General features: G+C 58.2%; 16 protein-coding genes. 10 read left to right on the top strand and 6 right to left on the bottom strand.

The features are described 5' to 3' along the window. The first annotated feature begins 10 nt into the window (after nt 1-10). The 3 genes from rsxB to EGJ27_RS13650 all read left to right on the top strand — a co-directional run bounded on the left by rsxB (nt 11) and on the right by EGJ27_RS13650 (nt 2,084). Complete coding sequence (gene rsxB, locus EGJ27_RS13660; protein ID WP_125831278.1) at nt 11-1,069, top strand: electron transport complex subunit RsxB; 1,059 nt, start codon at nt 11-13, stop codon at nt 1,067-1,069. Nucleotides 1,070-1,156: 87 nt separating this feature from the next. Then, on the top strand, nt 1,157-1,795 hold the full coding sequence (gene nth / locus EGJ27_RS13655) for an endonuclease III (RefSeq protein ID WP_125831277.1): 639 nt from the start codon (nt 1,157-1,159) through the stop codon (nt 1,793-1,795). A gap of 106 nt (nt 1,796-1,901) precedes the next feature. Further along, a complete protein-coding gene (locus tag EGJ27_RS13650; RefSeq protein ID WP_125831276.1) occupies nt 1,902-2,084 on the top strand; it encodes a PA3496 family putative envelope integrity protein in 183 nt (60 codons plus the stop codon). 112 nt (nt 2,085-2,196) lie between these two features. Here EGJ27_RS13650 and EGJ27_RS13645 read toward each other — a convergent pair whose 3' ends face one another. Beyond that, nucleotides 2,197-2,823, bottom strand: a complete 627-nt coding sequence (locus EGJ27_RS13645) for a response regulator transcription factor (RefSeq protein ID WP_125831275.1) — start codon at nt 2,821-2,823, stop codon at nt 2,197-2,199. Between the two features lie 1,133 nt (nt 2,824-3,956). Here EGJ27_RS13645 and EGJ27_RS13640 point away from each other — a divergent pair. The 3 genes from EGJ27_RS13640 to EGJ27_RS13630 all read left to right on the top strand — a co-directional run bounded on the left by EGJ27_RS13640 (nt 3,957) and on the right by EGJ27_RS13630 (nt 5,542). Next, nucleotides 3,957-4,514 (top strand): hypothetical protein, encoded by a 558-nt coding sequence (locus EGJ27_RS13640; RefSeq protein ID WP_125831274.1) that lies wholly within the window; start codon nt 3,957-3,959, stop codon nt 4,512-4,514. Beyond that, nucleotides 4,511-5,026 carry a hypothetical protein gene (locus EGJ27_RS13635; protein WP_125831273.1) on the top strand — a complete coding sequence of 172 codons (516 nt, stop codon included), beginning with the start codon at nt 4,511-4,513 and terminating at the stop codon, nt 5,024-5,026. Before EGJ27_RS13640 ends, EGJ27_RS13635 begins: the two co-directional genes overlap by 4 nt. A 240-nt stretch (nt 5,027-5,266) precedes the next feature. Then, on the top strand, nt 5,267-5,542 hold the full coding sequence (locus EGJ27_RS13630) for a hypothetical protein (RefSeq protein ID WP_125831272.1): 276 nt from the start codon (nt 5,267-5,269) through the stop codon (nt 5,540-5,542). 78 nt (nt 5,543-5,620) lie between these two features. Here the strand turns inward: EGJ27_RS13630 and EGJ27_RS13625 are convergent, their stop codons facing one another. Both EGJ27_RS13625 and EGJ27_RS13620 read right to left on the bottom strand, forming a co-directional pair. Further along, the gene (locus EGJ27_RS13625; RefSeq protein WP_125831271.1) at nt 5,621-6,838 is read right to left on the bottom strand and encodes an argininosuccinate synthase; all 1,218 of its coding nucleotides are present in this window, start codon (nt 6,836-6,838) and stop codon (nt 5,621-5,623) included. Nucleotides 6,839-6,962: 124 nt separating this feature from the next. Next, nucleotides 6,963-7,868, bottom strand: a complete 906-nt coding sequence (locus tag EGJ27_RS13620; protein WP_125831270.1) for an OmpA family protein — start codon at nt 7,866-7,868, stop codon at nt 6,963-6,965. 146 nt (nt 7,869-8,014) lie between these two features. Here EGJ27_RS13620 and pyrC point away from each other — a divergent pair, with 146 nt between their 5' ends. From pyrC to bfr, 4 genes are all read left to right on the top strand, one after another. Continuing rightward, on the top strand, nt 8,015-9,061 hold the full coding sequence (gene pyrC / locus EGJ27_RS13615; RefSeq protein WP_125831269.1) for a dihydroorotase: 1,047 nt from the start codon (nt 8,015-8,017) through the stop codon (nt 9,059-9,061). Further along, the gene (rnt, locus tag EGJ27_RS13610) at nt 9,058-9,732 is read left to right on the top strand and encodes a ribonuclease T (RefSeq protein WP_125831268.1); all 675 of its coding nucleotides are present in this window, start codon (nt 9,058-9,060) and stop codon (nt 9,730-9,732) included. The genes pyrC and rnt overlap by 4 nt, the downstream gene beginning before the upstream one ends. 200 nt (nt 9,733-9,932) lie before the next feature. Next, on the top strand, nt 9,933-10,151 hold the full coding sequence (locus EGJ27_RS13605; RefSeq protein WP_125831267.1) for a bacterioferritin-associated ferredoxin: 219 nt from the start codon (nt 9,933-9,935) through the stop codon (nt 10,149-10,151). A gap of 200 nt (nt 10,152-10,351) precedes the next feature. After that, entirely contained in the window at nt 10,352-10,822 is a 471-nt protein-coding gene (bfr, locus tag EGJ27_RS13600) for a bacterioferritin (RefSeq protein WP_125831266.1), read from the top strand. 171 nt (nt 10,823-10,993) lie between these two features. On the opposite strand, the gene grxD is transcribed toward bfr, so the two are convergent. From grxD to EGJ27_RS13585, 3 genes are all read right to left on the bottom strand, one after another. After that, nucleotides 10,994-11,317: a Grx4 family monothiol glutaredoxin gene (grxD, locus tag EGJ27_RS13595; RefSeq protein ID WP_125831265.1), complete on the bottom strand. Its 324-nt coding sequence runs from the start codon at nt 11,315-11,317 to the stop codon at nt 10,994-10,996. 75 nt (nt 11,318-11,392) lie between these two features. Then, nucleotides 11,393-13,498, bottom strand: coding sequence for a molybdopterin oxidoreductase family protein (locus EGJ27_RS13590; protein ID WP_125831264.1), 2,106 nt, complete (start codon nt 13,496-13,498; stop codon nt 11,393-11,395). A 143-nt stretch (nt 13,499-13,641) separates the two neighbouring features. Next, complete coding sequence (locus tag EGJ27_RS13585) at nt 13,642-13,935, bottom strand: hypothetical protein (RefSeq protein WP_125831263.1); 294 nt, start codon at nt 13,933-13,935, stop codon at nt 13,642-13,644. Nucleotides 13,936-14,291 lie beyond the last annotated feature (356 nt).

Genomic DNA, 14,291 nt, shown 5'->3' with positions numbered 1-14,291 from the left:
CGATACGATCATGACCGACACTCCCCACCTGCACACCGGTGCCGCCTCGCCGGGCCTGATTGCACGCATCGATGCGCTGCTGCCGCAGACCCAGTGCGGCAAGTGCGGCCATCCTGGTTGCCGGCCTTACGCCCAAGGTATCGCGGCCGGCGAGCCAATCAACCGCTGCCCACCAGGCGGACAGGAAACCATCGCGCAGCTGGCAGAACTGCTCGGCACCCCGGCTCTGCCTTTAGATGTGGCACGTGGCCCGGCGCCTGCCCAGATTGCGTTTATCCGCGAAGCGGAGTGCATTGGCTGTACGAAATGCATCCAGGCCTGCCCGGTCGATGCCATCGTCGGGGCCGCAAAACTGATGCACACCGTGCTGGTCGATGAATGCACCGGCTGCGACCTGTGTGTTGCGCCCTGCCCGGTAGACTGCATCGAAATGCATCCGCTGGAGCGAAACGGGGTCACCCCCATCGTCGGCGGCATGGCTGAAACACCGGGCGACTATCAGGCCCGCGCCATAAAGCGTCTGCACGCCCGCCGGCGCTTCGAGGCTCGTAACGACCGCCTACGGCGTGAACTGGAGCGGCGAGTGCAGCAACGCGTCGCACGCCAGCCGGCCATCCCTCCGGGGGCCCCCAGTCCAGCGCCCACGGCGGGATCGACTGCCACGCCAGATGTCGATGCTGCCGTAAAAAAAGCCCGGATTGCCGTGGCGATGAGTCGCGCGCAGCTCAACAAGTCGCTCAAGGCATTCGGGCATCCCCCGATTGCCGAGCAGGCAGCGCGGCTGGCTCAGTTGCAACGGGAATTCGAGGCCACGGAACGTGAGTTGGCACGGCTGACGTCAGTCACCGCCACAAATGCCTCGGTGCCGGTGGCCGCCGCCCTTGATCAAGCCGCAGTCAAGCGAGCGAAAATCCAGTTGGCGATGGCCCGCGCCGCGCTTGGCAAGGCCAAGACGGCCCATGCGCCTGCCGACGAGCTGGTGCTGTTGAACAACGCCGTCGTTCACGCCGAACAGGCGCTGAGCCAGGCCCAGGGCGCAGCTTCAGGTGCCACCCTGCGCGAAAAGTGACTCCACCCTGCTTGAACCTGCCAATCGACTGGATCACCCTGCACCAGATTCCCAACCCGTTGTGATATTCAAGGAAACGCTCCGCTCATGAATGCCGCCAAACGCCTGGAGATTTTTCGCAGGTTGCACGAGGACAATCCTGATCCCAAGACCGAACTGGCCTACACCACGCCGTTCGAGTTGCTTATCGCGGTCATTCTTTCAGCGCAGGCCACTGACGTCGGCGTCAACAAGGCGACCGCCAGGCTCTACCCGGTGGCCAATACACCGAAGGCGATCCTGGACCTTGGGGTGGAAGGCCTGTCGGAGTACATCCGCACCATCGGCCTGTACAACAGCAAGGCCAAGAATGTGATCGAAACCTGCCGGCTGCTTCTGGAGCGGCACGGTGGTGAGGTTCCGCAGACCCGCGAAGCGCTCGAAGCACTTCCCGGTGTCGGACGCAAAACGGCCAATGTCGTGCTCAATACGGCTTTCCGCCAGATCGCCATGGCAGTGGACACTCACATTTTTCGGGTCAGTAACCGCACCCATATCGCGCCCGGCAAGACGGTTCTTGAGGTCGAGAAGCAGTTGATGAAATTCGTGCCCAAAGACTACCTGCTCGATGCCCATCACTGGCTGATCCTGCATGGCCGCTACGTATGTCAGGCGCGTAAACCTCGCTGTGGCAGCTGCCGGATCGAAGACTTGTGCGAGTACAAACACAAAACATCGGACGATTGATCAATAGCGATCCTGCGGCAGAATCGATTAAAAAAATCTTTTTTACCCGTCCGGAGAATGCCGCTATAAGGTGCGCCAATGACAGCCCAAGCCTGGAGTCACCTTCATGAGTACTGGCAAAGAGCAATTGGACGTAGACGACGACTTCATCACCGTTGATTCCGACGAGGGTGAGCAGCCGGCCACTGAGCCGGCCAAGACAAACCTGAGCAAACGGCGCACCATCGACAACCTGCTTGAAGAGCGGCGCCTGCAGAAACAGCTGGCCGATTACGACTTCGACCTCTAGTCGTTTTGCATCCGCCATAGCCATGGCGACGACCGCTCTGCCTCGACTTCAAAGCCTCTCATCCGGGAGGCTCCAGCGCGGGTACGCGCTGAATACCCCACCCTGCCATGTTTCATACCAGCCCGTTACGCTGCGCAAGCTCGATCAGATCCACCAGCGAGTGGGCATTCAACTTGAGCAGCAAGCGTGTCTTGTAGGTGCTGACCGTTTTGTTGCTCAGGAACATGCTGTCGGCGATCTCCTTGTTGGTCTTGCCTCTGGCGAGCTGCTGCAGAACCATCATTTCGCGCCCTGAAAGGCGATCCACCATGTCGGCCTCGCTGGCGTTGCCCATGCTGGACCGAACCGTGTGCAGCGCCTGATTGGGAAAATAGCTGTAGCCGGACAACACAGCCTTGATCGCGCTCAACAGCTCGGTCAGATCCTGCTGTTTGCACACATAGCCTGCAGCACCCGCCTGCATGCAACGCATGGAAAAATGGCCGGGGGCCTGGGAGGTCAGGATCAGGATCTTGAACGGCAGCGTCATGGCTGACAGGCGCGCGATGACCTCAAGGCCGTCCAGCTTCGGGATGCCGATGTCGAGGATGACGATATCGGGCAGATGCTCGCGAGCCAGCTGCAACGCATCGACCCCGTTATCGGTCTCTGCGATGACTTCGTAGCCATGACGCTCCATCAGCATGCGTACAGCAAGGCGAATGACGGGATGATCATCCACGATCAGCACTTTATTCATGGGGCAGTCCAGTTTCGATATTCGAATTTTTAGAGTCAGCACAATAGCTTAGTCGTTTAGTGCTTTGCATGGCGCTCACCCCTTCGGACAGGCAGCCAAAGACCATTCCCACAAACACAACAGAAACATCCTACAAAACTAGACGTGAACGAACTGTTTTCCATGATTATCTCAAGCTTCCCTCTGGGATACCGCTGAAGTTGGTGCTATCGGGAACCGCTTATCCAGAGCCTGCGGTTAACACGGACAGCTTCTGCACCGGGACCAGACAGGTACGTTATTCCTCGTTGCCCCATTACTGGCCTCCAGGTGAATCAAAGTTCATAACAACGCTCGTTGTCGGGCCGCGCAACTTCATGCGCCAACTCCGGCCTGACCGTTTTCCGACAACCTGTCTCCAGAATAAGCGCAATCTGCAAATGCGCCACGGCCCAAGGATCAGAATTTATTGCCACCTACCGAGCGACACGAAAAGGCCATACCCGCACCCCCGCGTTGAAAACTACACACATAACGGTATCAACTTCATACAAATATGTATTTAAAGATTAATCCTACAAAATATACAGAAGCTTCCTACATTGTCGTCTAGGCACGATCGCCCGGGGCCTTCAGAGGCCCAGATAAGGTGTCCGGCAGTTCCGAGCGAACCCCGCCCGACCCTGCACATGATTCACCACCAAAAACCGGGGATCATCTACATTCGCAAGAGGACCAACCTGAAACAAGGGCTCATTCGACAACTAGCTAATACTATAACCTTGATCAAATCCATAGCTCAGCCATTAAAGAGGAAAGGTACTACAACACTAACAGACGGTAAAAACCCCTATGTAAGACGATTTCGGACAAACCAACTCATTTCATGTTTCATACCGCTTTTTTACTTGCAAATTCTATTACCAGTCGTTACTTTTTTGAGAACCAATCAATATTTTCAGCCCGTTAACATGTACAACTACATGCGGAACGCTTTTCCCGTAATGCCTTTGCGCAGACCGGAACAGTATTGATTAAAGGGACTCGTTTTATCGAAATAACCGAAAGGATTCGGACAACATGAACATGGCCGGGCAGCGACATTCATCCCAAACTGACTTCGAGCCAGATGTGATTATGCCTGCACAGTGGCCATGTGTATAACCATGTTCAAAAAGGGATATACCATGAACAACAAGTCGTCTTGCTCGCTATCAAAGGATTCGACTGCCCAGAGCCTTTCCGCCGCCGTGGAGGAGTTTGTTTCTCAGGGTGGAGTGATCTCGGTCATCCCCGACGGAGGGATCGCCGAGGCTCCTGCGGCCTACGGCGTCGAGCACACACCAGACCAGGGCGCTGAAGCCGAGCACAACAAACTCGAATTGCTCAAGGAGCTGGTGGCCAAAGGCGCGGGTGTATCCGCGCTGCAGTACTCGTTGCGCATGAACAAAAAGGACATCCGCCAGTTGGCAACTGACAATGGCGTAAAGATAAGTTACAGCCGTCCTGTCAAGTTCATCAGAAAAGAGACTTTCACGCCGACTTCCGATATCGATGATGTCGTGGCAGGCCACGCGATGCACTACTCCACACTCGGCTATACCGCGACAGAAATAGCCCAGGTGCTCGGCCTGAGTATCAGACAGGTGTGGGACATCGGAAAGGCGTACCGCTTCGAGTTTCGCCAAAACAGAGAACGGGACCCCTCATGACAACCGAAATGTACTGGAATTCTCGGCAACGACTGCTCGACCGTGCGCCTGGAACTTCCCGCTCGACCTGCCAGGTCGCGTTCGGCGCCTGTCGGCCTGAACAACTCTACCCCACTCCACCATTTATCGAATCTGAAGCCGACACCATGAACCCGTTCACCCGCCTTATGAACCCGATAACCGTCATTGCCTTGTTTGCCGGTTTATCCGAAGCCTCAGCTACAACCGTACTGCCCTATCTGGATGATGCGTCGCGCCAACCCTATATATGGTTTCTCATATTATTTCCATCAACCCTCGTCATCCTGTTTTTCCTGACGCTTAACTTCAATCCGAGCGCCCTCTATACGACGCCGGACTGCTCCAACCAGCCCACCACACACGACGTCCTCGATGCCTCGCGAAAGGCCACTGACAATCGCAACATCAACTGCAACGCATTCGAGCCAGCGTCGACTCCAGAACAACAGCGTCTATCAGCGCCTTCAAAACCTGTAGGAAGTTACGATTAATATTGCCGAATAACGAATAGATCAAGTAAGAAACAGGGTAAATCCAATGAAACTCACGCCCGCACCCGTGTATCGCGATCAAGATACTGAATCCTGTAGATACCGGCCGTCGCATTCCGGAAAATCCCGTCTAACATTTTTGGCAGTGTGGGATTTTCAGGGAGAACCGTGTGAACACCACTCCGACAACAAGTATTGACAACTACCCTCAGCGATGGCGGTCCCATCAATGGAGAGATCATGTCCAAGCTAAAGGAATATCGCGAAATTGAGCGCGCCCTCAAGGCGCACCAGGAAAGACTGAAGTCTCTGGAGACCAATGAGCAACTTACCCGGTATCTGGAATTCGAAAGAAAACTGACAGCGCTCATGAAGCGTTACAGCATGGGAATTGCCGATCTGGTGGATTACTTGAACTTGCCACTCAAGCACGCAGGTTTGAGCGTAAAGGAAAAACCCATCAAATACGGTTATTCGGGGAGGAAGGCCAGTAAAAGAACGCTGACCAGGCCGTGAAGCCTCGACGGCTGAGCGCCGCCGAGCATCAGAATTCGAATGCAGCCCTAACGGGCTGCATTCTCATACCGGGGCCGCTCAGAAGAACTTGCGGCCTTTGTTCGCAGCGATACGCATACGCAAGGCGTTGAGCTTGATGAAGCCCGCCGCATCGGCCTGGTTGTAGGCGCCGCCGTCTTCCTCGAAGGTCGCAATGTTGGCGTCGAACAGCGACTCTTCGGACTTGCGACCGGTCACGATCACGTTGCCCTTGTACAGCTTCAAGCGAACCACGCCGTTCACGTGCACCTGGGAAGCGTCGATCATCTGCTGCAACATCAGGCGTTCAGGGCTCCACCAGTAGCCGGTGTAGATCAGGCTGGCGTATTTGACCATCAGCTCATCCTTGAGGTGAGCGACTTCACGATCCAGAGTGATCGATTCGATGGCGCGGTGGGCACGCAGCATGATGGTGCCGCCTGGGGTTTCGTAGCAGCCACGGGACTTCATGCCCACATAGCGGTTTTCCACGATGTCCAGACGGCCGATGCCGTTCTCGCCGCCGATGCGGTTCAGGGTCGCCAGCACGGTGGCCGGAGTCATTTCGACGCCGTCCAGGGCCACGATGTCGCCGTTGCGGTAGGTCAGTTCGAGATAGGTCGGAACGTTGGGTGCGTCCTCCGGGGACTTGGTCCAACGCCACATGTCTTCTTCGTGCTCGGTCCAGGTGTCTTCCAGCACGCCGCCTTCATAGGAGATGTGCAGCAGGTTGGCATCCATGGAGTACGGAGACTTCTTCTTGCCGTGACGCTCGATCGGGATCGCGTGCTTCTCGGCGTAATCCATGAGCTTTTCACGCGACAGCAGATCCCACTCGCGCCATGGGGCGATGACCTTGACGCCCGGCTTGAGCGCGTAGGCGCCAAGCTCGAAACGGACCTGGTCGTTGCCCTTGCCGGTGGCACCGTGGGAAATGGCGTCGGCGCCGGTTTCGTTGGCGATTTCGATCAGGCGTTTGGCAATCAACGGACGAGCGATGGAAGTACCCAGCAGGTACTCGCCTTCGTAGACGGTATTGGCGCGGAACATCGGGAACACGAAATCGCGCACGAATTCTTCGCGCAGGTCGTCGATGTAGATTTCCTTGACGCCCATGGCCTGAGCCTTGGCGCGAGCCGGTTCGACCTCTTCGCCCTGACCCAGGTCAGCGGTAAAGGTCACCACTTCGCAGTTGTAGGTATCTTGCAGCCACTTGAGGATTACCGAAGTATCCAGGCCACCGGAATACGCTAGAACTACCTTGTTTACGTCCGCCATGCCATCACTCCACCGGGTTGTACGGAAAACCAGCGATTCTACCGTTCAAACCAGCAAATTTACAGGGGCGCGACAGCTTCTGACGACGAGGCGACAGTAATGGCCGCCTCGACGGGACAAATGATCAGGATGTGGCGGCGGCACTGGCCGACGAAGCCACCGGAGCCGGACGCTCGTCGGGCGCGACGCGCTCCAGATGCACATTCACCCGGCGGTTGCGTGCACGGTTGGCATTGTTGGTATTAGGCGCCAGCGGGTAACGCTCGCCGTGAAAGCGCAAGGTGATCTGCTGCTCAGGGATGCCCTGCGCCTTGAAGTAGTCCATGACCGCAAGCGCACGACGTCGCGACAGATCACGGTTGGTCAGGCGATTACCGCTGTTGTCCGAGTGCCCGTCGAGTTCAATGTGATTGACCGTCGGATCGGCCTTCAGATACGCAATCATGGTGTCCAGCCGGGCCTTGGCCTTGGCATCGAGTTCGATCCCGCCACCGGGGAAGCCGACTTCCGACTGCTTGACCTGATCGAAATTCATCGGCAGCAGCTTGGCCGTACAGGCTTGATAGTCCGCAAATGCCTTGCTGAACTTGACCGGCAGCAGGCGCACTTCCATGGTCCCTCCCTCGCGAGAGTAGTGGCGGATAAGCGGGCTGCGCCCTTCCATCAGGCCATTGATGAGCCGTCCGGCCTGCGCCTGGGACGTATTGAACGGAATCTCGCCGTTGCTGACGCGCACCGAGCCCAGATTGATATCGCCCCGACCTGGCTGCCACGGCGCAGCCGCGGCCAGCAAGGTCGCCGAGCCGCTGCCCAGCGTGGCGTAGGACGTCTTGAGACGGAATGTGGCCTGCTCGCCCGCGCGACGCACGAACTCACCGGCACCAAAGTCGGTGATCGGCTGCGTCAGACGGCACTCGAACTGATCTCCCTCGACCTTCCACTCGATGCTTTCCAGACGGGTCTGGAAATTCATCGCCATGGCCGGAAGGCTGGCGAACACGCTGAGCAGGGCTACATATAGCTGGCGCACGGCAAGCTCCACTTGAAAATGACCGCGAAACGAAATTGCTTCCTACATCGGGCTATCGGTTACTTCCTACAAAACTTGATAGCGAGTGCCTGAGAGAGTCTTTTCCGGTAGCATTCCCAGCGAGTTTGACCCGCCTGGAATCCCCAATGTCTGACCGCCTGACCCTTCTGCGTCCCGACGACTGGCACATTCACCTCCGTGATGGAGCTGTCTTGCCCAATACCGTCGCTGACGTGGCACGCACCTTTGGCCGCGCCATCATCATGCCCAACCTGGTGCCTCCTGTGCGCAACGCGCAACAGGCAGACGCCTATCGCCAGCGCATCCTGGCCGCACGCCCGGCCGGCAGCCGCTTCGAGCCGCTGATGGTGCTCTACCTCACCGACCAGACCAGCGCTGAAGACATCCGCCAGGCCAAGGCCAGCGGCTTCGTCCATGCGGCCAAGCTGTATCCGGCCGGCGCCACCACGAATTCCGATTCGGGCGTCACCAGCATCGACAAGATCTTCCCGGCCCTCGAAGCCATGGCCGAAGTCGGCATGCTGCTGTTGGTGCACGGTGAAGTCACCCGTGGCGAGATCGACGTGTTCGACCGCGAGAAGGTGTTCATCGACGAGCACCTGCGCCGCGTCGTGGAGCGTTTCCCGGCACTCAAAGTGGTGTTCGAACACATCACCACCGCCGACGCCGTGCAGTTCGTCAACGAAGCTTCGGCCAATGTGGCGGCGACCATCACCGCGCATCACCTGCTTTATAACCGCAATCACATGCTGGTCGGCGGTATTCGTCCACATTTCTACTGCCTGCCGATCCTCAAGCGCAACACGCATCAGGTGGCCTTGCTCGATGCGGCTACCAGCGGCAGCGGCAAGTTCTTCCTGGGCACCGACTCGGCGCCTCACGCCCAGCATGCCAAGGAAAACGCCTGTGGCTGCGCGGGCTGCTACACCGCCTATGCCGCCATCGAGTTGTATGCAGAGGCGTTCGAACAGCGCGACGCGCTGGACAAGCTGGAAGGTTTCGCCAGCCTGCACGGCCCGGCGTTCTACGGCCTGCCGGCCAACCAGGACACCATCACGCTGGTCCGTGAAGAATGGACCGCACCTGCCAGCCTGCCCTTCGGCGAGCTGACCGTAATCCCGCTGCGCGCTGGTGAAAAACTGCGCTGGCGTCTGCTGGAGGAACACGCGTGAGTGAAGATCATTTCGACGACGAACAGGACGGTCAAGGCGGTGGCGGATCCCGTCACCCGATGGCCGCTCGCTTTCGCGGCTATCTGCCCGTCGTCGTCGACGTTGAAACCGGCGGTTTCAATTCGGCAACCGATGCGCTGCTGGAAATCGCCGCCGTGACGATCGGCATGGACGAAAAGGGTTTCGTGTTTCCGGAACACACTTACTTTTTCCGGGTCGAGCCCTTCGAAGGCGCCAACGTTGAAGCGGCTGCCCTGGAATTCACCGGTATCAAGCTGGACCATCCCCTGCGCATGGCCGTCAGCGAAGAAACTGCGCTGACCGATATCTTTCGCGGCGTACGCAAGGCACTCAAGGCCAACGGTTGCAAGCGCGCCGTGCTGGTCGGCCACAACGCCAGCTTCGACCTGGGCTTTCTCAATGCCGCCGTCGCGCGCATGGACATGAAGCGTAACCCGTTTCACCCGTTCTCCAGCTTCGACACCGCGACGCTGGCGGGCCTGGCTTACGGCCAGACGGTTCTCGCCAAGGCCTGCCAGGCTGCCGGTATCGACTTCGACGGCCGTGAGGCTCACTCCGCTCGCTATGACACCGAGAAGACCGCCGAGCTGTTCTGCGGCATCGTCAACCGCTGGAAGGAAATGGGCGGTTGGCACGACTTCGACGATTGAGCGAGCGCGTGCTACGAGAAACCGGCCTTTCAAGGTCGGTTTTTTTATGCATCAAACGCGCCCGGCCGCCGCTTGCCGGACCGGTACAATCCGACCACTCATCGGAGAGGCGCAATGGTTACAAGAACAGTTTTGACAAGCATTCTCATTCACATTAGTCTCCACGGCACCAAGCAATTACCAGCGACGGTCTCTGACTTATGTATGTTTGTCTCTGCCAAGGTGTCACCGACGGCCAAATCCGTGAAGCAATTCTGGAAGGCTGCTGCAGTTACCGTGAAGTTCGTGAGACAACCGGCGTCGCCAGTAAATGTGGGAAATGCGCCTGCCTGGCCAAGGAAGTGGTGCGTGAAACCCTGACTGAACTGCAAAGCAGTCATGCGGCGCTGGCTTATCCGGCGAAATTTTCCGCAGCCTGAATCACCGTTTCCAGAGAACCGGACCCTGCGTCCGGTTTTTTTATGCCTGTAATTCAATTGCTTAGCGTCAAGATGCGGAACTCAAACATTCTTATTCCTATTTAATTTCACTTATTATTCAATAACTTAGGTTTGACAGGCTTTTAAGTGCGGCTCAAACTCGCGCTTTATCTACACAAGCCATCGGCAGGACCTCGATCATGAAAGGCGACATTACAGTCATCCAGCATCTCAACAAGATCCTCGGGAACGAGCTGGTCGCGATCAATCAGTACTTCCTGCACGCGCGCATGTATGAAGACTGGGGTCTGAAAAAGCTGGGCGAACATGAGTACCGCGAGTCCATCGACGAGATGAAACACGCCGACAAACTCATCAAGCGCATTCTGTTCCTCGAAGGTCTGCCCAACCTGCAGGACCTGGGCAAGATCCTGATCGGTGAGCACACCAAGGAAATGCTGGAGTGCGACCTCAAGATCGAACAGAAGGGTCTGGCCGATCTCAAGGCTGCCATCGCTCACTTCGAAACCGTGGGTGATTTCGGTAGCCGCGAGATGCTCGAAGACATCCTCGAATCCGAGGAAGAGCACATCGACTGGCTGGAAACCCAACTGGGCCTGATCGACAAGATCGGCATCGAAAACTACCTGCAGTCGCAGATGGGCGAATAACGTCCCCGCTTCGACATGCATGGCCATGAAAAAGCCCCGCCTCTTGCGAGAGCGGGGCTTTTTCTTGTCTGCTTTCAGGTAGAAACGATCAGGCCAGGCATTTGAGCAATGCATGGCCCTGTCGCGGGCAGGACGGATCGCCGTCCGCGTGTTCCTACCGGGCAGACGTGCTTACTGAGCCTTGGCGCTTGCGGACTTGACCAGTTCCTGCAAGGAGCCGTCAGCCATCATCTCGGTGATGATGTCGCTGCCGCCGACCAGCTCACCGGCTACCCACAACTGCGGGAACGTCGGCCAGTTGGCGTATTTGGGCAGGTTGGCGCGGATCTCAGGGTTCTGCAGGATGTCGACGTAAGCGAATTTTTCGCCGCATGCCATCAATGCCTGGGACGCCTTGGCCGAAAAGCCGCACTGCGGGGCATTCGGAGCGCCTTTCATGTAAAGCAGAATGGTGTTGTTGGCAATCTGCTCTTTGATCGTTTCGATGATATCCATGGAACACCTCGGCTGAACTTTCCGACACAGTAGTCGGCACGGTGGCGCATTGTAACGGAATCCTGTGCCTGACGCTCAGTGCTGAACATCGGCAGCGCTGACACGGATCGGCACACCGTTCAATGCAGCATTGCCGGACACCGCATCCAGCACTCGCTCATCGGTCAGGTCATTGGCGCTGACACCCGGTTGGGCATTCGCGATATCCAGCTGCACGCCGGAACGGCCATGGCCCCAACCATGCGGCAGGCTGGCGACACCGGGCATCATGTCCGCACTGCCCAGTACCTGAACCCGGACCTGCCCCACTCGCGAGTCGACCGTGACCCATTGCTGGTCGCTCAGCCCGCGTGCGGCCATGTCCTGCGGGTGCATCAACAGCTGATGCCTGGGCTTGCCCTTCACCAGGCGCTGATAGTTGTGCATCCATGAGTTGTTGCTGCGCACATGACGGCGTCCTATCAACAACAACTCGCCGGGCCGGGAAACAGGGGTGGCGATAAAGCGCGCGATATCCGCCATGACCACTGCGGGCGCGGCCTGCACCTGGCCATCTTCGGTCTTGAGGCGTTCCCGCAGATTGGGTGTCAAGGCGCCCAGATCAATGCCGTGCGGATAGCGTTCAAGGCTTGCAATCGACAGGTCGTGCGAACTGCCTTCACCATACGGGCCGTTACGCAAGCCCAGGTCGATCATCTGCGCCGGAGCCAGCGCAGGCTTCAACTCCTTGCCGGTGCGCGCCGCAAACGCCTTGGCCAGCCCGACAAAAATTTCCCAGTCATGCAACGTACCTTGCGGCCTGGGAAAGATCGCCCGGTTGAAACGCGTGACATTGCGCACCGCCAGGGCGTTGAAGGTGGTGTCGTAGTGGTCGTTTTCCAGCGCCGAGGTCGAGGGCAGGATCAGATCGGCATAGCGCGTGGTTTCGTTGATGTAGAGATCGATACTGACCATGAACTCAAGACCTTCGAGTGCCCGTTCCAGCTGTCGGCCATTGGGGGTGGACAGCACCGGATTGCCGGCCACCGTCACCAGCGCCCGCACCTGCCCTTGCCCTTCGGTGAGCATTTCTTCGGCCAGGGCCGCGACCGGCAGCTCTCCGGCGTATTCGGGCAAACCCGAGACCCGGCTCTGCCAGAGGTCGAAGTGGCCGCCCGACGTCACGCCGACCAGATCCACCGCAGGTTCGGTGCATAACGCGCCGCCCACTCGATCAAGGTTTCCGGTCACCAGATTGATCAACTGCACCAGCCAATGGCACAGCGTGCCGAACGCCTGGGTAGAGATACCCATGCGCCCGTAACAGACGGCACGCTCGGCTGCCGCGAAGTCTCGGGCCAATTGGCGTATCTGCTGGGCCGGCACGCCACAGCGCGCGCTCATCGATTCCGCCGTGAGTGGCGCAATGGCCTGCCGGACCTGCTCCAGCCCGTTCACCGGCAAGTGGCTGCCCCGCGCCAGTCGTTCTTCGAACAGCGTGTTGAGCAAGCCAAACAAGAGCGCCGCATCACCACCGGGCTTGACGAAAATGTGCTGCGTGGCAATCGCGGCCGTTTCGCTGCGCCGCGGGTCAATCACCACCACCTTCCCGCCGCGCGCGTGAATCGCCTTCAGGCGCTTTTCCACGTCGGGCACGGTCATGATGCTGCCGTTGGACGCCAGCGGATTGCCGCCCAGGATCAGCATGAAGTCGGTGTGATCGATATCCGGAATCGGCAGTAACAGGCCGTGGCCGTACATCAGGAAGCTGGTCAGGTGTTGCGGCAGTTGATCGACCGACGTGGCGGAGTACCGATTGCGTGTCTTGAGTTGACCCAGAAAGTAATTGCTGTGGGTCATGAGCCCGTAGTTGTGAACGCTGGGATTGCCCTGGTAGACCGCCACCGCGTTCTGGCCGTGCCGCTGCTGAATATCCTGCAGACGTCGGGCAATCAGCTCGAAAGCCTCTTGCCAGTCGATGGCCTGCCATTGATCACCCACGCGTCGGACCGGATGCCGCAGACGATTCGGATCATTCTGAATATCCTGCAAGGCGATGGCTTTGGGGCAGATGTGGCCGCGGCTGAACGGGTCGAGCGGGTCGCCTTTGATCGAGGTGATGCTCAGGCCGGCGGTCTCGATGGTCAGACCGCATATGGCTTCGCACAAATGGCAGGCGCGGTAGTGCTGAGTGTTGGTCATCGCAGCCTCACGTCCGGTCAGGGCAACCCTTCGGGTTGCGGAACCGGAACTATGGTGCGGGACTGCGCGGGGCGCCAGGGACGTTCGTCACATGAATCGTTGCGCATCACACCGGCCGATAACGGCCTGGTCGTGCTGTCGGCTCAGCCGCCGATGGGCGTGACGACCTTGCGCTGCAACTGGATTTCGGTCACGGTCTCGATTTCTTCCTGGGCCATGTGGACCCCGGTGAGATCACCGATCAGGCGCCAGTGCTCATCGAGCCCGGAACTGATGGTCGCCATGCGGTCGATCATGCGCCGACCTGCCGAACGGGTGACTTCGTCCTCGCTGCGCAGCAACTCGAACGACATGGACGTGATTGAAGCGGTAAGGTGCGTGAGGGTGCGGGCGGTCAGCCCGAGAAGCTCCGTTAATTGACGTTCCTTTGAATCCATTCCTCCAGCCCTCATTGAATTGAGTAATACGTGCAACGCTTTATAACCTACGCCTGCCATTAATGAAACTGGCGAAGTGTCATCAGCGTGAAGTGTGTCGCATCTGCACGGCGGGTCGTGGACTGTTGCAGGATCGGCACTAATTGCCAATGGCGGTGCACGCAGTGTACAAATGCTCGCTTGCGGATTCATGGCGCTGGCTATTGGCCTGCCATTCGTGCGGCAGCTCTGCCGCGCAGCTATCGCCAGATCGTGTCTCGTGCGCTTACGCCAGGTTCCAGGCACTTTCTGTGAAAACACGCATGTATTGGTAAGAGGCGACATTTTTTTATACTATCGCGCCTCCCTTATTCGTC

The sequence above is a fragment of the Pseudomonas sp. v388 genome, from assembly GCF_003935425.1.
Lineage (GTDB): Bacteria > Pseudomonadota > Gammaproteobacteria > Pseudomonadales > Pseudomonadaceae > Aquipseudomonas.
The sequence above is the reverse complement of the archived record's forward strand: the minus strand, read 5'-3'. Positions and strand labels throughout refer to the sequence as shown.